Source organism: Rossellomorea sp. RS05 (assembly GCF_039822645.1).
In the GTDB taxonomy this organism is placed as follows: domain Bacteria; phylum Bacillota; class Bacilli; order Bacillales; family Bacillaceae_B; genus Rossellomorea; species Rossellomorea marisflavi_B.
Map to the genome: position 1 here is coordinate 1,225,839 of NZ_JBDKWY010000001.1, position 19,778 is coordinate 1,245,616.

Here is a 19,778-nt window from a genome sequence, read left to right on the forward strand (position 1 = left end):
AGAATATTTCTACAATAGAAGCAGGAGGGAGATTATGAAACTACCTAAACAAGTGACCATCATCGAAGTCGGTCCCCGGGACGGACTTCAAAACGAACAGAACTTTGTGCCGACTGAAGTAAAAGCCGCCTTCATCCGAAAGCTCAAGGCAGCAGGGATCAAGGAGATGGAGCTGACTTCATTCGTTTCCCCGAAATGGGTGCCACAGATGCGTGACGCATATGATATTGTGGAAAACTGTCTGACGGAGGATTCTCGTGACATCGTATTGGCACCGAACCGGAAAGGGGTCGAACGCGTCTATGAAACAGGATGCCGTGCCATCGCCGTATTCGTGGGCGTGAGCTCGGGGTTCAATCGGAAGAATATCAACAAGTCGACGGAGGAGGCCTTGGAGGAGACCTTGCCTCTGGTCAAGGAAATGAAGGAACGGAACTATTTCGTCCGTGCCTGCATCTCGACGGCATTTCACTGTCCGTATGAAGGGAAAGTTGATCCCTATGAGACCCTTGCCATCTGTAAGGCGTTCCGTGATGCCGGGGTGGATGAACTGAGCGTCGCGGATACAATCGGGCAAGCCAATCCCCTCGAGGCATTCTCCCTCTTTTCCCTGTTGAAGCGTGAATTGCCCGACGTGCTCATGACGGCGCATTTCCATGACACACGGAAGATGGCCCTGCCCAACATCCTCGCTTCCATGCAGGCAGGCGTCACCAGGTTCGATGCATCGGCAGGTGGTCTCGGAGGTTGTCCTTTCGCACCGGGTGCAACAGGAAATGTGGCCACGGAGGACGTCGTCTATATGCTGGACTCCATGGGGATCTCCACCGGGATTGATCTTGAAAAACTGACCGGGGCCATTCGGGAGGTCTCTTCCCACATTTCACGAAAAATTGAAAGCGGTTACTATAATCTGAGTCTTTGATATCCTTTTAGCGCTCCCTTTGGGTGGCGCTCTTTTTTTATCTGTGGAGTGCTCTCCGTTTCTCTTTTCAGCCCGATTTGCTACTATGGAAGAAAATGATGTTTCGAGGTGAGCCATGAGATGAAGAAGAAGTTAGCCGTACTGGGAGGCGCCGTCTCCACATTGGGCCTGCTCGGCCTCTACATAACCAACCGCTTCATGTATTTGCCGAAAAAAGATGAGAAGGACATTTACGAACGGGAGATCGAGGCAAACCGCCTGATCGAACGTGAATACAATACCCTTCCGAAAGAGGAGGTCACCATCACCTCTCCCTTCGGTTATTCCATCAACGCCGTTTTCATCACCCCGTATCCAGAGGGCAAATTTATGATCTTCTGCCACGGTGTGACGGAGAACAGATGGAACTCAGTGAAGTATATGAATCTATTCCTAAAGAGGGGTTACAATGCCGTCATCTATGACCATCGACGCCACGGGAAGTCCGGCGGGAAATCGACGAGCTATGGATATTATGAGAAGCAAGATCTGAAGGCCGTGGTGGACGAGTTGATCCGTCGCGAAGGAGAAGATATCCAATTCGGGATCCACGGGGAATCCATGGGGGCCGCTACCCTCCTTCTATATGCAGGGAGCGTCGAGGACAGAGCAGACTTCTATATCGCGGATTGTCCTTATTCCGACTTCGGCCAGCAGCTGACCTACCGGATGAGCGCAGAGGCGAAGCTTCCATCCAAAGCGGTCCTCCCCCTCATCAACGGGATGCTGAAGCTCCGGGAAGGCTATACCTTGAAGGACATCGCACCACTTGCCGTCGTGGACCGGATCAAAAAACCCATCCTCTTCATCCATAGTGCCGATGATGATTTCATCCTGCCCCGCATGACAGAGGAGCTTTTCGAAAAGAAAAAGGGGCCCAAGCAACTATACATGGATTTCAAAGGCGCACACGCCCAATCATATAATGATAATCCAGAGAAATATGAAGAGGTCATCGACGAGTTCCTCCACCATTTCACCGGAGGCGGCACGTCATGATCCCTAAGGAATTTGCTGAAAGGATGGTGACCATGCACGGGGAGCGTGGTCCGGAATGGATTCACCGTACGGAAGAGCTGCTCGCCTCCATCAAGGAAGAACGCAATCTCACATACGGGGAACCATTCGACCTCAGCTACCATTTCGTCGTCCCTGCATCTGATGGCAATCACGACTACGTGTTGAAGACAGGGTTTCCCGGTCAGGAATTCACCCATGAATACCTGGCTCTCAAAGCCTTTGAAGGGCCGGGTGTGGTCAAGTTGATAGAAGGCAAACCGGAAGAAGGCTGGATGCTCCTTGATCTTGTAAAGCCCGGAACCCCTCTCTACACCATAAAGGAGGAAGCGGACGTGCTCGGCATCTGGTCTGAATGCGCATGTGCGCTTTGGCGTCAGCTTCCAGACGACGATGCAGATTTCCCGACGGTCTCAGATTGGTCTAGGGGCCTCTCCAGGCTCCGTGAGCGCTACGGTGGAGGAACCGGCCCCATACCGGAGTATTTGCTTGAAAAGGCTGAAACCCTTTTCCCCGAGTTGCTTTCAACAGCCGGTCCCCTTTATCTTTTGCACGGTGATCTGCATCACGGCAATATCCTGTATTCAGACAAGGACGGCTGGACCGTCATCGATCCGAAAGGACTGATCGGAGAGCGGGAATATGACTGCATCCAGTTCATGCTCAATCATTGGCAGGACCACCCGGAACCCCTTTCGCTCCTCGCTTTGAGGGCCGGGACGCTTGCATCTTCCCTTTCCCTTTCCTACGGGAGACTGATCCGCTATGGTCTTTGCCACGCTATACTCTCTGCCAGCTGGTGCACGGAAGACGGCGTCGGCGACCCATCCAACGGCATTGAACTGGCCAAACTATTCGACACACTCATCCAAGACGAACACTGACAGAAGGAGACACGACATCATGACATTCTATAAGACTTTATTTTTTGACGTGGACGACACGCTACTGGACTTTAAAGCAGCAGAAGAAGAGGCCATCACCCTTCTCTTCACGGAACATGGGATACCCCTTACGGAAGAGACAAGGACCCGTTATTCAATCATCAATCAATCACTGTGGCGAGACCATGAACAAGGAAGATTGGATCGGGATACGCTGCTCAACACCCGATTCTCTCTCTTCTTCAAGGAACTCGGACAAGAAGTCGATGGAAAGGCTCTCGGCGAACAGTATCGCTCCTATCTTGAAAAGGGGGATAAGCTCATGGACGGCGCCCTTGAAACCATCACAGCCCTGAAGGAAAATCACGATCTTTACATCGTCACTAACGGGGTATCGAAAACTCAATATAAGCGCCTCACTTCTTCCGGGCTTCATCCCTTATTCCTAGAAACCTTCGTATCCGAAGACACCGGCTATCAAAAGCCGATGAAAGAATTCTTCGACCACGTCTTTGCACGGATCCCGGGCCTTGACCGGTCAGCGAGCCTCATCATCGGCGACTCCTTGACGGCAGATATCCAAGGGGGATCCATGAGTGGGATCGATACCTGCTGGTACAACCCTTCCGGTAAGCCGAATGACAGCGGAATCGTGCCTACCTATGAAATTCGCGACCTCCGGGAGCTTCTGAAGCTTCTATAAAAAACGCCCCGCATCCTCTTGAAGGATACGGGGCGTTTCGTTTCATTCCGGGAACAACACAAAGTTCATTCGTCCGTTGATGATCTGACCGGGGCTTTTCAGTTGGAAGGTGTTGCTTGAAGGTGAAAAGTCAATTTTCAGCTGTTCGTCAAGGAAGACCATCTTGGACTTCTCCACAAGGATGGGACCTTCATTCGTCTCGATCACAAGATCCTCGCCTTCTACCGGTTCATGTACATACCAAAGCGTCGGAATCCCGCTGACAACACACCCGCATCCCTCTGTGTCATATTTTAATTTTAAATGGCCTTCCCGGCCGGAAATTTTCTGATTGATGATTTCACTTGCTTTTTCGGTCCACTCGATTTTCATCTTGTCTGCCTCCTTTACCCTTCCATACTATCATAGTTGGAGAAGACGTATTGCAATTTCGGCTCAGTCCCTATACTATCAAAGAGATTACACGATTTTGAAAGGGTGGATTATGATGTCAAAAGCACAGATCAAAGTGAACGATAACGGGTCTTTCCGGGTCAGCGGGGATGTCGAACTCGTAGATGCCGACGGAAATGTATTCCCAACCAAACCAGTCTTCACCCTATGCCGATGCGGCATGTCTGCGAATATGCCGTTTTGCGACGCATCCCACAAAGGGAAGTTCGATTCCTGCGTGCGCGCCGAAAAAGTCCTGGACGAGGAATAATCACTCATCGATCCGGATATCTGCTATGTCAGCTAGCCGGATCGCATGGACCTCACCGAAACGATCCACTACACGAAGCTTCCCCTCAAGGGAATCTGCGTGCTGAATTTCCCCGATGAGGAGACGGTGCTGCTTCCTTTCATAATGAGTAATCATCACACTCCTGCTATATTCCATCGCTTCTGTCACCACTTCATTCATCATTTCGAACTCCTGTTCATCGAGCTCCCTCCGCTTTTCAAATGAGTCTTCCTCCGCCCAGTCCCTCAGCATTTTCACATGCTCGGGAAGCATCATCGATGTCCACTTGATTTTCCCACGATCTCGAATCATTCCGTTCACCTCTCATCCCTTTACGATTTGTGACCGCCGACCAGCTTGGCCCGGTGGCGTGCCGTACCGGCCGCCGTGTAGGATACCGCCCTCAGAAGGGATGAAGATCCATATTTACTCCGGATCCCGTCCACCACATAGCCGAGTCTTTTCAGTTCCGGACGCTTCAAGTCGAAAAGCGACATTTGAAGCGGGCCATCTTCCACGATATTGGATAACGTAATGGATAATTTCCGGACGGTTCTTCCGCTGTAATTCTCTTCGAACAGTTCCAGGCAGGTCCGGTAAATTTCCATCGTGATGTTTGTCGGCTCTTCCACCGTCCTGGAACGGTGGAATCCACCGCCGAATTCTTCATGACTGTATCCGAGGCCGAAGCTGATGGTCCTTCCCGCCTTTTTATGGGAACGGGCGCGCCGGGCAACCTCCTCGCACATCTCCAGGATGACATGTTTGATTTCTTCCTTCTCTTTATAATCCCGAAGCAGGATCTGACCTTTACCGAAGCTCACCTGTCCATCCATGATGGGGGCCCCGATTTCTGACAGGTCGACTCCCCATGCATGGTGGTAGAGCTGATTTCCCATGATCCCGAATTTCGCTTCAAGTTTCCCGAGCTCATATTGGGCAAGCTGGCCCACCGAAAAGATCCCCATTCGGTTCAGCGTTTTTTCAAGGCGTTTGCCAATCCCCCACATCTCGCTCAAAGGAGAAAGCGGCCATAATTTATCCGGGACATCTTCATACGTCCACTCTGCGATCCCCTTGGATTTTGCATCAAGGTCAAGACAAAGCTTGGCCAGGAGCATATTCGGTCCGATCCCGATAGCACATGGAAGCTGAAACTCCCTCTCCATGTCATCCTGGATCTTACGGGCGACTTCCTCCGCTCCGCCCCACAGTCCCATTGCCCCATCGATCTTGATGAAACTCTCATCCACACTGTACGTATGAATGGCCTCCTTCGGGACGTAACGGTGGAACAGCTTCGTGATCTCCATGGATATCCGGACATAGGTCGCCATCTTCGGCTCCACCAGGCATATCCGGTCGTCCCGGGGAATTTCGTACATCCTCGCCCCGGTCTTGATCCCAAAATCCTGCTTCAGCTTCGGTGAAGCAGCCAGCACGATGCTCCCCTGACGGCTTTGATCGCCGACGACCGCCAGATAGCAATCCAGTGGATCCAATCCCATCATCACAGCCGAACAACTGGCATAGAAGCTCTTCATATCGATGCACAAGATCTTTTGATGCGGAAGCCCGCTGTAATCGACACTCATCTCTCCCACCCCCAAACCAGAACATCCGTTCCACATAGTATATGATGATTGTATACGAATATACGTTCCTATTTCAACAAAAATTATTGGTAAAAAGAAAAGCGGAGGGGGCTTGCTCTGAGGCGACAAGCATAAGGCGAAGACACCGGAAAGGCGTTCTGTGCCTTTTTGGGTTCTCTGGCTTATGACCTCGAGCCTCAACCCGCCGGAGCTGGACAAAGAAAAGCGGAGGGGGCTTGCTCTGAGGCGACAAGCATAAGGCAAAGGCACCGGAAAGGCGTTCTGTGCCTTTTTGGGGGCTTTGACTTATGACCTCGAGCCTCAAGCCCCCGGAGCTGGACATGAAGAAAAGCGGAGGCGGCTCGCACTGAGGCGACAAGCAAAAAGCAAAGAACCCAGAAAGGGTCCTTACCCTTTTTGGGTTCTTCGCTTTTCGACCTCGAACTTCCACCGCACTCAGCAGCTATTGTCCTTAAGGAAAGCAGAGAGCCTGACGCGATCCTCTACCGCCTGTTTCAATAAACTGAACTGCCCGAGGATCACGGCATCCTCTATTCTTTTCAGTACGATCCAAGCTTGATCATAGACATCCTTGTCGATGATACCGGATTCCATGGCATCATCAAGTTCATCCGCATCGAGGATTTCCCTTTCACCGGTAGGCAGCACCACCAGGTCAAGGTATAGGTCGTCCATCCAGGGCACCCCGTCCTCCTGACCCGTTCCCCGGCAAACGTCGATGTACCACTGAACGATTTCCCCTTCTCCATTGAACATCGTCGTAAGAGTGTAAGCACCGTGGGATGGAAAATGTTGAAGCCACTGATACCCATTGTCCACAAGGCACACTCTCCGCTCTCCATAGCTTTTCCAAAGCGGCTCTCCCACTTCCTTCATCTCTACCAGCGTAATGTCTCCTTCGAAACCTTCCCGTTTGACAGAGGTCATGGCATACCGCTTTGTCAAAACCCGTTTCCACCCTCTACGATCGCCAAATTTCCTTTTCATCCTGCACTTCTCCCCTATACTGAAAATACCCTTTTTTCCTATGAAACGTAAAAGGATCGGTCACAGTGACCGATCCTCCCAATCAATTTGCAACAGGCCGCGCAGGAACCATCACCCGCTCATGCTGAAGATTCACCACGACCTTCACGTCCATTCCGATGGAAGGGTCCGTGAACCGCACATCATAAACCCCCGGCACCTCCTTGGTGACAGAACGAAGCATCACTTCTGAAAATCTAGGATCTTGGAGGACGAGACGGACGGCATGGCACTCCTTCATACTCCCCTCATCGGAAAGGAGGCTCATTTTTTCCGCCTCCGCCCTGCGCGGATGGGACTCGGATATCTCTCCGCCTGCTTCTACCTTGACTTTATCCCCGAGACCTACGTCCTCAACCGGGATTTCATCCCCGTTCCCATTTATCAAGACTGTCTCTTGTACAGAAAACCATATATCATTGATTAAAAGTTCTTTTGCTTCCACCTGGGTGACAAAGCCTATGTATGATCCACTGGACTGTCTATGTTCCACCGCGTTCCCCATTCCGCAGCCGGTCAACAGGACCATGGCGGTGACAAGCATCACAGCGATCGTATAATTCTTCATAGACTCCCTCCCCTCCCTACTTTAGACGGATGAGCAAGGGAAAAGGTTTCATGAAAAATGAAAATTCCGAATAAAACGACCGACTATTGGTCCCGTTTACAGTCCGAGTGAATTTCCTGACCAAGGTGGGAAAGAACCCGATCATTTTTTGAAAAAGAATCGATTCCCGACGGTTTCGATCAGGCCTGGGAACAGCTGGTAGAACAAACTTCCTGCGTTCATCCATCGCGGAAGATTGATTTCCCTCCTGGAAGTGAACAAGGCATGAATCACTTTATCTGCCACTTTATCTGGGTTCAGCATGAACTTTTCGACATTTTTCACATAGGTGCCCGACTCATCCGCAATGGTAAAGAAGTCGGTGGCAATCGGACCCGGATTGACAGCCGTCACCAATACGCCGTACCGCTTTGCTTCCATCCTCAGACCGTTCGTGAAGCCGAGGACCGCATGCTTCGACGCCGAGTAGGCACTTGATTTGGGCGAAGCGAACTTCCCTGCCTGGGAAGCGATGTTGACAATATGACCATAGCCCTGCTCCTTCATGATCGGCAAGACTTCGCCGGTGCAGGCCATCAGTCCCAGGACGTTGACATCGATCATCCCCTTTACTTCCTCAAAGGATACCTCATGGGCTTCTTTGAAGATTCCGAAGCCTGCATTATTGATCAACACATGGATAGGCCCGAACTCTGCCTTGATTTCCTTGAATGCCTTCGCTACTGCTTCGTGGTCCCGTACATCAAGGGGATAGCCCACTACCTTGACACCGTATTGATCCCGAAGTTTTGCGGCCAACCCTTCGATGAGCGGGGTTCGGCGTGCGATGAGGGCAAGATTCGCGCCGGACTCGGCGGCCCTAATCGCCATCCTCTCCCCGATTCCCCCGGAGGCACCGGTGATGATGATGGTTTTTCCTAGTATCTTAGAATTCATTGAGACTCCCTCGCTTAAGAAAAATAGTAGTACACCCCATGTTGTATCTCTACTTTTATTCTATCCGATGCCTCAAGATAATCAAGCTGCCCGATTGTTTCGGATAAAGTGAGACCGAGCTCCTTCTTGTACACGGCAGGGAACAGCCTTTTGCAGATCTCGAAAGCCGTCATGGGGCGGGCCTGGATCATCGTCTGGACAGAAGCGGCCCGTTCTTCCTGCTTCCGCTTCCTTCTGACGATGAGTCCCTGTACATCCCGGACGTCCTCTCCGTGCCCTGTATATGCCACCGAAACCGGCAATTTTGTCAGTTTATCGAGGGATTCATTATACTGCAGCATGGGCTTCGGCCTTCCCCCACCATTGAATAATGGTTCAATCAACGGGTTCGGGGAAATATGCGCCAGGATGTGGTCGCCGGCGATGAGGGTACCATCCTCCTCACGATAAAATGACAGGTGACTCTGAGCATGTCCAGGGGTACCGATGATCGTCCAGCCTGAAAGACCGGGCAATTCTCCCCCTTCTTCTACACAGCGGTCAAGGGGACGATTCCCCATCAGTGTAAGAAGATGTTCAAACGATGTGATCTTCGAAAGGATTTCTTCATCGACCCCCGATTCCCGGGCAAGGTTGAAAAAGAACGTACCGTACTCGTCAAGAAAATCCGCATCCCTGTGCAGCCAGTGACGGTTATACGGATGCCCGATGATCTCAACCGAAGGGGCGAATCGCTCGACCATGCCTGCATGATCAGGATGATGATGGGTCAATACCACCTGGTCGATGTCCTCCAGCCCGTATCCCGCTTCCCCTATCTGTGCATTCAAACGCTCCCACGCTTCCTCCGTAAGGGGACCCACATCAACTAAAGTCAATGCATCCCCTTTCAATAGATAAACATTCACGTCCCCTACAGCATACGGTGTGGGTAAAGTGATTTTGGTTATGATATCCTTCAATGTCTTTCACCTACAGTTAGATAATTTATTGGACCGGAGGACTTTGGCTGCCCTTAAAAATGAATGGCCCTTCATTTTAGTGTACCTTGTAATCCCGTCTGTGTCATTTTTCTTTTTTTCAGAATAAACTGAAATAAACCTTGACAGACAGGTTGCCTATCGAAGATAATCACCTATAATACGAATCGGCCAAAGCGATGAGAAGGACCAGTAGCATGCTGACGATGCAAGAGAGCGGTATTCACCGGCTGCAAGATACCGCCATCCCCTCTGCATGCGAACCTACCTTTCGAGCGTCTTTAATAAAGAACGTGTTCCAGCGTTATTGGAAAATGAGTGTGCCCGCTTATCGGGCAAAACAAGGTGGTACCACGGGAGCAGATCCTTTCGTCCTTTTTCTGGATGAAGGGTCTGTTTTTTTATTTTTGTACACCCAGGAGGGGAATGAATAGATGAACACATTATTTATTGGAGCAGGCTCGATGGCTTGTGCGTTGATGAGAGGGGCATTGAAATCCGGGGCGTTGAAAAAGGAAGATACTTACGCGCTCAATCGTTCGAATGACGTGCGCATGAAGGAACTTGATCAATGGTTTGGGGTGTCGAGACCAGGTGGTGGCGAATCATTTGACCTGGTGGTACTCGCCATGAAACCGAAGGATTTTGACGAAGCGACAGATGTGATCCAGAACCATCTTTCCAGCAAAACGGTCATCTTGTCGGTCCTCGCAGGAATTCCGGTCTCATATATTCGCGAAAAGCTCGGGTTCCACGGGGGGATCGCCAGGGCCATGCCGAATACGAGTGCCGCCCTTGGGAAATCAGCGACCGCCGTGACCCTTGATCGCTTTGACGATCGAGTCATGAAAGAGGCCGTCGTGCACCTGCTAGACTCGGTGGGTCTGACCGTGGAGGTGGAAGAACATCAGCTCGACCTTATCACCGCCTTATCGGGGAGCGGCCCGGCCTATATTTACTATATGGCGGAAATGATGCAGGCAACGGCCGTTGAACTCGGCCTTCCATCGGAGCTTGCGCGGGATTTGACCATCCGGACGATCACCGGCGCAGGGGCCATGCTTGAAGAATCGGGACTGGACGCCGAGGAGCTGAGGAAGAATGTCACGAGTCCTGGTGGGACGACGGAAGCAGGAATCGAGGCGTTGAAGGCACACGGAGTGGAACACGCCATGTTCGAATGCATTTCTTCCGCCCGCAATCGCTCGGAGGAACTTGGCAGGCAGCTCATCAGGACAGAAAAGGACTGAAGCATCCCGGAGCAGATTTCTTTCCCATCCTCATGCCGCGTTGATATAATCTTGTGCATCGGGAAAAATAAAATCCTGAATTGGCAGAATGGAGGGAAAAGAATTGAATCGAAAACTATTTCAACCATATACGATCAAGAATGTAGAATTGAAAAACCGCATCGTCATGGCGCCGATGTGCATGTACTCTTCGCATAATGAAGACGGAAAGATTGAAAACTGGCACCGAACGCACTACACAAGCAGGGCTGTAGGAGGAGCGGGGCTGATCATACAGGAAGCTACCGCCGTCACACCTCAGGGCCGCATCTCCCCTCAAGATCTTGGAATCTGGAGTGATGATCACCTTGAAGGCCTGACGGAGCTTGTCACTCTCATGAAGGAACAAGGGGCCAAAACCGGCATCCAACTTGCCCACGCCGGAAGGAAAGCCGTTCTTGAAGGGGATATCCTCGCACCGTCCGCCATCGCCTTCAACGACGACATGAAAACGCCTGTTGCCATGACGATCGAACAGATCAACGAAACGGTCACAGCGTTCATACATGGTGCTGAAAGAGCCAGAAAAGCCGGATTCGATGTGATTGAAATCCATGGCGCCCACGGCTATCTCGTCAACGAGTTCCTATCCCCCCTCTCCAATAGGCGGGAAGATGAATACGGAGGGAGCGCAGAAAACCGCTACCGCTTCCTGAAGGAAATCATCGACGGGGTCAAAACCGTATGGGACGGTCCCCTCTTCGTCCGTGTGTCGGCGAAGGATTACCATGAGGACGGCCTCGACGTGGACGATTATATCATCTTTTCCAAATGGATGAAGGAGCAGGGAGTCGACCTTATCGATGTCAGCTCCGGAGCCGTTGTTCCGGCACGGATTCCTGTCTTCCCCGGCTACCAGGTGAAACCGGCCGAACGCATCAAGCATGAGGCCGACATCGATACAGGTGCTGTTGGACTGATTACCTCGGGTCTTCAGGCAGAAGAGATCCTTCAGAATGAGCGCGCTGATCTCATCCTTCTCGGAAGGGAGCTGCTTCGGGATCCATATTGGCCGCGTACGGCAGCAAAAGAACTCGGTCACGAGATCACCCCACCCGTTCAATATGAACGTGGATGGTAAGGCATACGCAAACCAAAGAGGGCATGTCATCGACATGTCCCTTCCTTTTGTCTCCGCTCACTCAGAAAAACCGGCTTTCCTTTGGAGGGAAGCCGGTTTTTCTGGATTATTCGGTGTAGATCTTTTGGATTTCATATTGAAAACCCTGATACCGGTAATTTTGCTTTTGATACATCTCCCGGGGTGTATCTTCCCCGTCCGCTACAAGGATCACGGTGCGATCCGGATACAGCTCCATAACCTTTTGCTGCAGTCTGGAAGCTATCCCTTTTTTGCGATAATCTTCATGAACCATGAGGCCGTCGATTTCAGCCGTCCCCTCTTTCAGGATCACGTCGACCGACCCTGCAGGATGTCCTTTGTAATAGGCGAGGAGCTGGGTAACGTGGTCATCTTCGAAATGTTGTCGGTGAACAGCCACCTTTCCTTTGGCAAATGATTCACCGTAGATAAGGTCCTGTTCATATTGAAACACAAGGTAATCGTCGAGGTCGCTGATGACTTCAACCCTTATATCAGGATCTTCCTCCATCCGGGGGAAATCGTTCGGGTGGATCGCGTACAACTCTGTGAAGCTGATCTCAAATCCCTTGGACGCCAGATGATCAGACAATCCGTCAATCGGCTTTTTATTCTCAGGGAGGTGGAACTTCACATGCTTTTGTCCCCTTGCGGCATGATAGTCTTTCAAGTAATCCGCCGTTTCCCTGAATTCCTCGAGGCGGGGCGCCCGCAAAAATTCAATATAATTGCTGCTGTACCTTTCAAGGAACTCCTGGTCATGGACATGTTTGTAAAGTTCATTTTCTTTCACTAATCGTCCATCGCGATGGATGTTTTTATAGGTGATATGCGTCATGATTGTTCCTCCATTGATTTCCGCGGTACGGTGAATTCCAACAGGTCATGGGCCATCATGGTTTCAGGGAAGATGACTTTTGCTTCCTGTTCCAGTTCCGGCCATGCTTCTTTCGCGTAGCGCGACGATATATGCGTCAGGAAGAGAGCCCTTGCCCCGGCATCACGAGCCGTAGCCGCTGCCTGTGCAGTGGTGGAGTGGAAATAATCCCTCGCCATCTTTTCCTGATCCTTGTTAAACGTGGCTTCATGAATGAGAAGGTCTGCCGATTCAGCGAGTGCCCTTGAATTCGGACAGACCCGGGTGTCACCGAGTATGCTTACGGTGCGGCCCGGGACAGGGGGACCAAGGAAATCCGTTCCATTGATGACCCTGCCATCTTCAAGGGTCACAGTCTCACCTGCCTTCAATCGTTTGTATATCGGACCGGGTGCGACCCCTGCCTCCCTCAGACGCTCGACCTGAAGGACACCTGGTGCATCCTTCTCCGTGATCCTGAACCCGAAGGATTCAATTCCGTGATCGAGCTTTCGGGCTACAACGGTGAATTGGTCATCACTGAAAATGATCCCTTCCCCGATTTCCACCACATGGAGGGGGTAGCGAAGATGGGTCTTGCTGACGGACAGGGAAACCTCGATGAACGATTTGATCCCTGTCGGTCCGTAAACCGTGAGGGGGCTCTCCCCTCCTTGGAAAGACCTGCTGCCTAGGAAGCCCGGGATCCCGAATATATGATCACCGTGCAAATGCGAGATGAAGATCTTTTCGATCCTTCTCGGCCTGATATTCGTATGTAAGATTTGATGCTGTGTCGCTTCTCCACAATCAAAAAGCCAGATTGCGCCCCTTTCTTCCAATAGCTTAAGGGCAACGCTTGATACATTACGGAATTTTGCGGGCACACCTGCACCCGTCCCTAGAAATTGCACATCCACGTTCTTCACCTCTATGTATTCTGTCCTTTCATCATAGCACATCTTTCCCTGTCCTTTTAGTAGTGGATATCGGAAAAGATCCAATCTTTCATACTTTTATCAAATTGAGCCATTCTAATCAAAGGAGCTCCTGCAGTCAGGCAAAAGACTTGCTTAATGAAGAATTAGTTTTTACAATGAAATCATTGTACAAAAGAGGAAGTACCATGCCGGATTTACCGGCAAAAAGATAAAGTGAGGTCATGACATTGAATAATCAGCAAACACCATCTTCTCTCATTACGATTTTCGGGGCGACTGGTGATCTAGCCAAGAGGAAATTATATCCATCCCTTTATCATTTATTTACAAAAGGAAAGATCTCCAAGCACTTTGCCGTCATCGGCATCGGGCGTAGGGAATGGTCGAACGAAACCTTCCAGGAGCACGTAAGAACCTCTGTACATAACGCAATCGGAAGTAATGAAAACATAGAAGAGTTTGTATCCCATTTTTATTATCAGGCTCATGATGTATCAAGCGATGAATCCTACAGGGAATTGAAAACCCTCTCGGATCAGCTGGATGAACAGTATCAGCTTGAAGGAAATCGCATCTTCTATCTCGCCATGGCACCTGAATTCTTCGGTACCATCACGGAGCAGCTCAAGAAGCAAGGCGTTACGGATGCAAAAGGTTTCCAACGACTTGTGATCGAGAAACCATTCGGTCACGATCTTCCGTCTGCTGAAGCACTGAATAAACAGATCCGCGAATCCTTCTCTGAAGACCAGATCTATCGCATCGATCATTATCTCGGTAAGGAAATGGTTCAAAATATCGAAGTTATCCGTTTCGCCAATGCCATGTTCGAACCACTCTGGAATAACCGCTACATCTCAAACATCCAAGTCACTTCTTCGGAAGAGCTAGGGGTGGAGGATCGCGGCCGGTACTACGAGAAAAGTGGAGCGCTCCGAGACATGGTGCAGAATCACTTGATCCAGATGGTGGCCCTCCTTGCCATGGAACCGCCAATCAAGCTGACTACCGATGAGATCCGCAGCGAGAAGGTCCGCGTTCTTCGCTCCCTACGTCCTATAGAAGGCGAAGAAGTGAAAGACTACTTCGTACGCGGTCAGTACGGACTAGGGAAAATGCACGAACAAGCTGTACCGGGCTACCGGGAAGCAGACAATGTGGATGATGAGTCCAACACGGAAACATTCGTGGCAGGTAAACTGATGATCGATAACTTCCGCTGGGCAGGTGTGCCATTCTATATCAGAACGGGCAAGCGCATGGAAACAAAATCGACGAAAATCGTCGTACAATTCAAAGATATCCCGATGAATCTTTACTACAATCCAGGGAAACCACTTGCGCCGAACCTTTTGGTGATCCATATTCAACCTGAAGAGGGCATCACCCTTCACCTCAACGTTAAGAAAACCGGTCAGGATATTGAAACGACTCCTGTCAAATTGAATTTTGCCAACCACGACTTGGATGGCATCAATACACCGGAAGCTTACGAAAAATTACTTCATGACTGCCTGAGGGGCGATGCGACGAACTTCACCCTATGGGACGAAGTGAAATTGTCCTGGGCATTTGTTGACAAGATCTCTGAAATTTGGGAATCTACTCAACAGGAAGACTTTCCTAACTACCCTGCCGGCTCCATGGGCCCAAAAGCAGCAGACGAGCTATTGGACAAAGATGGTTTCAACTGGTGGCCGATAGGGAAACTTGATGTAGAATAACAAAGATACTTGAAGGGTGAGGAAACAATGAAGATCTATGACGTAACTGCTCCAATCCACAGCGATATGCCGGTATACAAAAACAAGCCGGAGAAAAAGCCGTCCATCAAGACCGATACAAACGGACACGTAACGGAATCACGCATCTCCATCGACCTACATACCGGTACACATGTTGATGCTCCCCTCCATATGTTCAACGAAGGGGAAACAATCGAAACGATCGATATCAAACAGCTCGTCAGACCGGTGAAAGTATTCGATTTGACAGATGCAGAAGAAAATATTTCGTACGACGATATCAAGGACCTTGATATCGAAGAAAATGATTTTGTCATCTTCAAGACGAAGAACTCATGGGATGAAGAGTTCAACTTTGAATTCATCTATGTAGCAGCAGATGCCGCCAAGCACCTTGCAGAGAAGAAGATTGCAGGTGTCGCCATCGATGCGCTCGGCATCGAACGTGCCCAGGAAGGTCATCCGACTCACCGCACATTGATGGGGAATGGAGTGATCATCATGGAAGGTCTCCGACTCAAAGACATTGAAGCGGGCCAATACTTCATGGTTGCAGCTCCCCTCAACGTACAGAAAACCGATGCTTCTCCTGCAAGGGTCCTCTTGTTTGATGAAATGATCGGATAAGCAAAACACTAAAAAAGGTACCAAATCCATCAGATTTGGTACCTTTTTTGTATAAATCATTATTCAAATATATAGTAACCCACACATAACATGCATAGGGCTAAACTAATCAGTATTAAAAAAAGCTTTCTTATATACCACGGAAACAGATGAATCACATACATGATGATTTCCCCTATAATACTCCCGGAATCGGCATTTGACAATTCACTTTGATAAAACTCTTTACTCTTGACTGAGAAAAAAATCAGGCTTAGAAAAGAGAAAGCTGCTAATACCATCATTAGAATATCCATATAGACTCCTCTGTCACCCCTCATTTCACCTGACGATAGCCCGTGTGGTTGTGCGATTCGTTAACAACACACGAACAAGCTCATATTATCATACTAAATTTTAGCTTAGTGATAAAGGCAAAAGAAAAAACGTTGTGACAACAAGATACTGGAAGTTCCACTCTCCATTTTTGATGGACTGCATGATGGAATCCTTCCTTTCCTGCTATGTTCCAAGCCTATCATCACATCATATCTTAAGAGAAATGCGTTGTACAAAAGCAAAGGGTTCAAATCATATGCGATTTGAACCCTTAAAAGTTGCCCTTACTCCCTCAGAAAATCCTTATTAAAGCTTGTGTCGGTTTTCGTGTCGGTCCGAGAACCTTTGCTCCCCTTGATGCCCCTTGCAATGGAATCTTTTCCGTACTTGTCCTGGAGATCGGAAACGACTTTATACAGAGGCTCTTTTTCTGCTTCCTTTTTGTAGGAGAAAAGGTCAAGCTGTTCCGTTGCTTCGCTCTTTTCCACCACGTCCTGGGCTGTTACCCCCAGGAGCCTCACGGGTTCCCCGTTCCAATGTTTCATGAACAAGGCCTTTGCCACTGTGAAGATATCCTCTTTCTTCCCTACCGGGTTCTCAAGTTTCCGGCTCCTGGTGATGGACTTTCTGAACTTGTCCTTGATCATCACCTGAATCGTCATCCCGAGGACATCCTTCTGATGGAGCCTTGAGGCGACTTTCTCACTGAGTTGCAAGATCACGGCCAACAGATCGTGTTGATTGGTGGTATCTTTCGGAAGCGTAGTGGAGTTCCCCACACTTTTATAATCATAGATTGAATCGGGGTCGACGATCCGCCTGTCGATCCCATTGGCTTTTTCCTTGAGCCGAAGCCCGTTGATCCCGAGGCGGGACTTCAGTTGAATATCGTTGGCGAAGGCGAGGTCCCTGCAGGTCTCGATCCCCATCCCATTCAACTTCAATGCTGTTTTCTCTCCGATCCCGTGCATGTCAATGACCGGAAGCGGCCAGATTTTCGCGGGTAGATCACGCTTTCTCAGGACCGTGATACCCATAGGCTTCTTCATATCCGAAGCCGTCTTGGCCAGAAACTTATTAGGGGCGACACCGATACTGCAGGGAAGATCCAGTTGAGAAAGGATCTGTGATTGGATCTGACCGGCAATTTCTACCGGTGAACCCAGTTCAAACGAATCGGTGATATCCACATATCCCTCATCGATGGAAACGGGCTCCACGAGCTCAGAATACTGCCTTAAAATATCAAACATGCCTTTGGAGGCAGATCGGTAGCGCTCGAAATTCGGACGCATGACAATCAGCTCCGGACAGAGTCTTTTCGCCTCCCAGACGGGCATGGTGGTCTTTACACCGAAGCCCCTCGCCTCATAGCTGCAGGTGACGACGATCCCCCTCCGCTCCTCGGGGTTCCCGGCTATGGCCAGCGGCTTCCCTTTCAGGGTTGGGTCATATGCCATCTCCACGGATGCATAGAAGCTGTTCATATCGACATGGAGGATCACCCGTCCATTTTTAGGATAAAAATTTTTCATACGATCGCGTCTTTCTTAGTTGGATTGCACTTCTTGTTCCGTGACATAGGTTTGAATCTCAGTAATGCCCTTCAGTCCGGCCACCAATCGATCGGGATCGATCTGGGTGAGCATGCGGTCCTCGAGATTGATGATGCCCGAGAAGTAGTCAGCCTTCCCGTATGCAAGCAAACCGACCTGGGTGAGGGCCGCATCGGAAAACTCGAGGATTTCCTTGGCTTCTTTCACAAGGAGGCCAATCGTCATGATCTCACTCTTGACCACGATAAGAAACGCATCGGTTCGGTCGAGTGATGAAGAATAAAGGATTTCTGCAAGATCAAAGACAGGAATGAGTTCACCCCTTACTTTTGTAACCCCAAGCACAAATGATGGGAGATGGGGAATCGGGTTGATTCCCTCGGATTTTTCAATAGAAACAATGGTATCAACGGGAAGGGCATACTCTTCCTTCCCTGCGTGAAAAACAATGACTTTAGCCATGAACTGACTCTCCTCTCCGTCCGTCTTTTGACCTGGACGCTCGTCTTCCTTTTAATGTACCATAGATTGCCATGTAAGGGGAGTCAGAACAAAAGGTCCACCAGCAAGCGCGCTGATGAACCTTTCTCTTTGGAGCCGGTATTATTTAGATGCTGCTTCTTCCACGATGGCAATGACCATCTCAGCCAATTTGTACAGCTCTTCAACAGGCATTCTTTCATTTTTCGTGTGGATTTCTTCATATCCCACAGCTAGATTGACCGTCGGGATGCCGAATCCTGCGATGACGTTCGCATCACTGCCCCCGCCACTTGTTTGAAGCTCACTCGGGCGCCCCACTTTCGCTGCGGCACGTTTTGCCACTTCTACGACTTCATCCCCATCGGAGAACTTGAATCCTGGGTACATGACTTCAATCTCCACTTCCGCTTTGCCACCCATTTCGTCGGCTGCTGCATGGAATGCTTCTTTCATTTTTTCTACTTGCGCTTCCATTTTTTCAGGAACAAGGGAACGTGCTTCTGCCAAGATATCGACTTGCTCGCAAACGATATTCGTTGCCTTTCCGCCTTCGAAGCGTCCGATATTCGCCGTCGTTTCTTCATCGATACGACCGAGCGGCATCTTCGAGATGGCTTTTGAAGCGATGGTGATGGCGGATACGCCTTTTTCAGGAGCAACCCCGGCGTGTGCTGTAATGCCGTAAATCGTCGCTTTCACTTTCGCCTGGGTTGGCGCAGCCACGATGATATTCCCCACTTTCCCATCGCTGTCGAGGGCAAAGCCATACTTCGCCTTCACGAGTGAAGAGTCGAGGGCTTTAGCTCCGACGAGGCCCGATTCTTCCCCTGCCGTGATGATGAACTGGATGTCACCGTGCTCGATGTTGTTTTCTTTCAACACTCTTACGACTTCGAGCATTGTAGCAAGACCGGTCTTATCATCGGCCCCAAGGATAGTCGTACCATCCGAATAGATATAGCCATCTTCCTTCAGTTCAGGCTTGACGCCCTTAGCAGGAACGACAGTATCCATATGGGAAGTGAAGTAGATCGTGTCCGCACCTTCCTTTGTTCCTTTGAGGTTGCAGATCAAGTTACCGGCACCGTGTCCCGTTACACCTGTCGTATCATCCTCGAACACATCCACACCAAGTTCGGTGAATTTTGCGGTCAATACTTTCGCAATCTCCGCTTCGTCCTTTGTTTCAGAATCGATCTGGACCAATTCCATGAATTCATTCAATAAACGCTCTTGATTGATCATATTCGTACCTCCAACATTATGTAATCACTCTACTAGTATAGCGCTAATACCCCGGCGTCACAAATAGAGTGCTTTCATGCAGGCCGGAACTTTCCCCATTTGAGCGGATGGTGGCAGGATAACCTCTTTGATTGTCGGAATAGGGAAAGCCGCCTACGCTTTTCTTTCTGTCTAGCTCCGGCGGCTTGAGGCTCGAGG

At 50.0% G+C, this 19,778-nt stretch carries 21 protein-coding genes and 1 other annotated feature; of the genes, 9 read left to right on the plus strand and 12 right to left on the minus strand.

Annotated features, from left to right (window positions below; translation table 11 throughout):
* Positions 1-34 precede the first annotated feature (34 nt).
* The 4 genes from ABJ225_RS06425 to ABJ225_RS06440 all read left to right on the plus strand — a co-directional run bounded on the left by ABJ225_RS06425 (position 35) and on the right by ABJ225_RS06440 (position 3,568).
* Positions 35-925, plus strand: coding sequence for a hydroxymethylglutaryl-CoA lyase (locus ABJ225_RS06425; protein ID WP_053426670.1), 891 nt, complete (start codon positions 35-37; stop codon positions 923-925).
* 120 nt (positions 926-1,045) lie between these two features.
* The gene (locus tag ABJ225_RS06430; protein ID WP_079516335.1) at positions 1,046-1,963 is read left to right on the plus strand and encodes an alpha/beta hydrolase; all 918 of its coding nucleotides are present in this window, start codon (positions 1,046-1,048) and stop codon (positions 1,961-1,963) included.
* Positions 1,960-2,865, plus strand: coding sequence for an aminoglycoside phosphotransferase family protein (locus ABJ225_RS06435; protein WP_290032308.1), 906 nt, complete (start codon positions 1,960-1,962; stop codon positions 2,863-2,865). Before ABJ225_RS06430 ends, ABJ225_RS06435 begins: the two co-directional genes overlap by 4 nt.
* A 19-nt stretch (positions 2,866-2,884) precedes the next feature.
* Positions 2,885-3,568 (plus strand): YjjG family noncanonical pyrimidine nucleotidase, encoded by a 684-nt coding sequence (locus ABJ225_RS06440; protein WP_056535566.1) that lies wholly within the window; start codon positions 2,885-2,887, stop codon positions 3,566-3,568.
* 42 nt (positions 3,569-3,610) lie between these two features.
* On the opposite strand, the gene ABJ225_RS06445 is transcribed toward ABJ225_RS06440, so the two are convergent.
* Positions 3,611-3,940 carry an iron-sulfur cluster biosynthesis family protein gene (locus ABJ225_RS06445; protein WP_056535564.1) on the minus strand — a complete coding sequence of 110 codons (330 nt, stop codon included), beginning with the start codon at positions 3,938-3,940 and terminating at the stop codon, positions 3,611-3,613.
* 115 nt (positions 3,941-4,055) lie between these two features.
* Between ABJ225_RS06445 and ABJ225_RS06450 the strand changes: the two genes are divergently transcribed.
* Positions 4,056-4,271 (plus strand): CDGSH iron-sulfur domain-containing protein, encoded by a 216-nt coding sequence (locus ABJ225_RS06450; RefSeq protein ID WP_048005959.1) that lies wholly within the window; start codon positions 4,056-4,058, stop codon positions 4,269-4,271.
* Here the strand turns inward: ABJ225_RS06450 and ABJ225_RS06455 are convergent, their stop codons facing one another.
* The 6 genes from ABJ225_RS06455 to ABJ225_RS06480 form a co-directional block, all read right to left on the minus strand.
* On the minus strand, positions 4,272-4,604 hold the full coding sequence (locus ABJ225_RS06455; protein WP_056535561.1) for a YolD-like family protein: 333 nt from the start codon (positions 4,602-4,604) through the stop codon (positions 4,272-4,274). It lies immediately after the preceding gene.
* Between the two features lie 20 nt (positions 4,605-4,624).
* The gene (locus ABJ225_RS06460) at positions 4,625-5,887 is read right to left on the minus strand and encodes a Y-family DNA polymerase (RefSeq protein WP_056535558.1); all 1,263 of its coding nucleotides are present in this window, start codon (positions 5,885-5,887) and stop codon (positions 4,625-4,627) included.
* 456 nt (positions 5,888-6,343) lie between these two features.
* A complete protein-coding gene (locus ABJ225_RS06465) occupies positions 6,344-6,895 on the minus strand; it encodes a ribonuclease FAU-1 family protein (RefSeq protein ID WP_148984528.1) in 552 nt (183 codons plus the stop codon).
* Positions 6,896-6,977: 82 nt separating this feature from the next.
* Complete coding sequence (locus ABJ225_RS06470; RefSeq protein ID WP_347319032.1) at positions 6,978-7,502, minus strand: hypothetical protein; 525 nt, start codon at positions 7,500-7,502, stop codon at positions 6,978-6,980.
* A 141-nt stretch (positions 7,503-7,643) separates the two neighbouring features.
* A complete protein-coding gene (locus tag ABJ225_RS06475) occupies positions 7,644-8,438 on the minus strand; it encodes an SDR family NAD(P)-dependent oxidoreductase (RefSeq protein ID WP_347319034.1) in 795 nt (264 codons plus the stop codon).
* A 14-nt stretch (positions 8,439-8,452) separates the two neighbouring features.
* Positions 8,453-9,400, minus strand: a complete 948-nt coding sequence (locus ABJ225_RS06480; RefSeq protein ID WP_347319036.1) for an MBL fold metallo-hydrolase — start codon at positions 9,398-9,400, stop codon at positions 8,453-8,455.
* A 188-nt stretch (positions 9,401-9,588) separates the two neighbouring features.
* Positions 9,589-9,798 (plus strand) — a binding site (T-box leader).
* A gap of 54 nt (positions 9,799-9,852) precedes the next feature.
* On the opposite strand from ABJ225_RS06480, the gene proC reads away from it, so the two are divergent.
* Together proC and namA are read left to right on the plus strand one after the other, a co-directional pair.
* A complete protein-coding gene (gene proC / locus ABJ225_RS06485) occupies positions 9,853-10,668 on the plus strand; it encodes a pyrroline-5-carboxylate reductase (RefSeq protein ID WP_347319038.1) in 816 nt (271 codons plus the stop codon).
* A gap of 103 nt (positions 10,669-10,771) precedes the next feature.
* Entirely contained in the window at positions 10,772-11,788 is a 1,017-nt protein-coding gene (namA, locus tag ABJ225_RS06490; RefSeq protein ID WP_347319040.1) for an NADPH dehydrogenase NamA, read from the plus strand.
* A gap of 106 nt (positions 11,789-11,894) precedes the next feature.
* Here the strand turns inward: namA and ABJ225_RS06495 are convergent, their stop codons facing one another.
* Together ABJ225_RS06495 and rnz are read right to left on the minus strand one after the other, a co-directional pair.
* A complete protein-coding gene (locus ABJ225_RS06495; protein ID WP_056535538.1) occupies positions 11,895-12,647 on the minus strand; it encodes a GNAT family N-acetyltransferase in 753 nt (250 codons plus the stop codon).
* Complete coding sequence (gene rnz, locus ABJ225_RS06500) at positions 12,644-13,585, minus strand: ribonuclease Z (protein ID WP_347319316.1); 942 nt, start codon at positions 13,583-13,585, stop codon at positions 12,644-12,646. Before rnz ends, ABJ225_RS06495 begins: the two co-directional genes overlap by 4 nt.
* A 248-nt stretch (positions 13,586-13,833) precedes the next feature.
* Between rnz and zwf the strand changes: the two genes are divergently transcribed.
* A complete protein-coding gene (gene zwf, locus ABJ225_RS06505) occupies positions 13,834-15,330 on the plus strand; it encodes a glucose-6-phosphate dehydrogenase (RefSeq protein WP_347319042.1) in 1,497 nt (498 codons plus the stop codon).
* Positions 15,331-15,357: 27 nt separating this feature from the next.
* Positions 15,358-15,978, plus strand: a complete 621-nt coding sequence (locus ABJ225_RS06510; protein WP_309516581.1) for a cyclase family protein — start codon at positions 15,358-15,360, stop codon at positions 15,976-15,978.
* 602 nt (positions 15,979-16,580) lie between these two features.
* On the opposite strand, the gene ABJ225_RS06515 is transcribed toward ABJ225_RS06510, so the two are convergent.
* The 3 genes from ABJ225_RS06515 to ABJ225_RS06525 form a co-directional block, all read right to left on the minus strand.
* Positions 16,581-17,831: a DNA polymerase IV gene (locus tag ABJ225_RS06515; RefSeq protein ID WP_290032307.1), complete on the minus strand. Its 1,251-nt coding sequence runs from the start codon at positions 17,829-17,831 to the stop codon at positions 16,581-16,583.
* Positions 17,832-17,846: 15 nt separating this feature from the next.
* Complete coding sequence (locus ABJ225_RS06520; RefSeq protein ID WP_056535521.1) at positions 17,847-18,314, minus strand: chemotaxis protein CheW; 468 nt, start codon at positions 18,312-18,314, stop codon at positions 17,847-17,849.
* A 141-nt stretch (positions 18,315-18,455) separates the two neighbouring features.
* The gene (locus tag ABJ225_RS06525; protein ID WP_218246142.1) at positions 18,456-19,580 is read right to left on the minus strand and encodes a tripeptidase T; all 1,125 of its coding nucleotides are present in this window, start codon (positions 19,578-19,580) and stop codon (positions 18,456-18,458) included.
* Positions 19,581-19,778 lie beyond the last annotated feature (198 nt).

Bases quoted from the DNA above. Each gene is read 5' to 3' on its own strand.
- ABJ225_RS06450 (WP_048005959.1), top strand. From the start codon at position 4,056: ATGTCAAAAGCACAGATCAAAGTGAACGATAACGGGTCTTTCCGGGTC.
- ABJ225_RS06510 (WP_309516581.1), top strand. From the start codon at position 15,358: ATGAAGATCTATGACGTAACTGCTCCAATCCACAGCGATATGCCGGTA.
- ABJ225_RS06525 (WP_218246142.1), bottom strand. From the start codon at position 19,580: ATGATCAATCAAGAGCGTTTATTGAATGAATTCATGGAATTGGTCCAG.
- ABJ225_RS06440 (WP_056535566.1), top strand. From the start codon at position 2,885: ATGACATTCTATAAGACTTTATTTTTTGACGTGGACGACACGCTACTG.
- proC (WP_347319038.1), top strand. From the start codon at position 9,853: ATGAACACATTATTTATTGGAGCAGGCTCGATGGCTTGTGCGTTGATG.
- ABJ225_RS06455 (WP_056535561.1), bottom strand. From the start codon at position 4,604: ATGATTCGAGATCGTGGGAAAATCAAGTGGACATCGATGATGCTTCCC.
- ABJ225_RS06430 (WP_079516335.1), top strand. From the start codon at position 1,046: ATGAAGAAGAAGTTAGCCGTACTGGGAGGCGCCGTCTCCACATTGGGC.
- ABJ225_RS06460 (WP_056535558.1), bottom strand. From the start codon at position 5,887: ATGAGTGTCGATTACAGCGGGCTTCCGCATCAAAAGATCTTGTGCATC.
- ABJ225_RS06425 (WP_053426670.1), top strand. From the start codon at position 35: ATGAAACTACCTAAACAAGTGACCATCATCGAAGTCGGTCCCCGGGAC.
- ABJ225_RS06515 (WP_290032307.1), bottom strand. From the start codon at position 17,831: ATGAAAAATTTTTATCCTAAAAATGGACGGGTGATCCTCCATGTCGAT.
- ABJ225_RS06465 (WP_148984528.1), bottom strand. From the start codon at position 6,895: ATGAAAAGGAAATTTGGCGATCGTAGAGGGTGGAAACGGGTTTTGACA.
- ABJ225_RS06435 (WP_290032308.1), top strand. From the start codon at position 1,960: ATGATCCCTAAGGAATTTGCTGAAAGGATGGTGACCATGCACGGGGAG.
- ABJ225_RS06470 (WP_347319032.1), bottom strand. From the start codon at position 7,502: ATGAAGAATTATACGATCGCTGTGATGCTTGTCACCGCCATGGTCCTG.
- ABJ225_RS06475 (WP_347319034.1), bottom strand. From the start codon at position 8,438: ATGAATTCTAAGATACTAGGAAAAACCATCATCATCACCGGTGCCTCC.
- ABJ225_RS06445 (WP_056535564.1), bottom strand. From the start codon at position 3,940: ATGAAAATCGAGTGGACCGAAAAAGCAAGTGAAATCATCAATCAGAAA.
- ABJ225_RS06495 (WP_056535538.1), bottom strand. From the start codon at position 12,647: ATGACGCATATCACCTATAAAAACATCCATCGCGATGGACGATTAGTG.
- ABJ225_RS06520 (WP_056535521.1), bottom strand. From the start codon at position 18,314: ATGGCTAAAGTCATTGTTTTTCACGCAGGGAAGGAAGAGTATGCCCTT.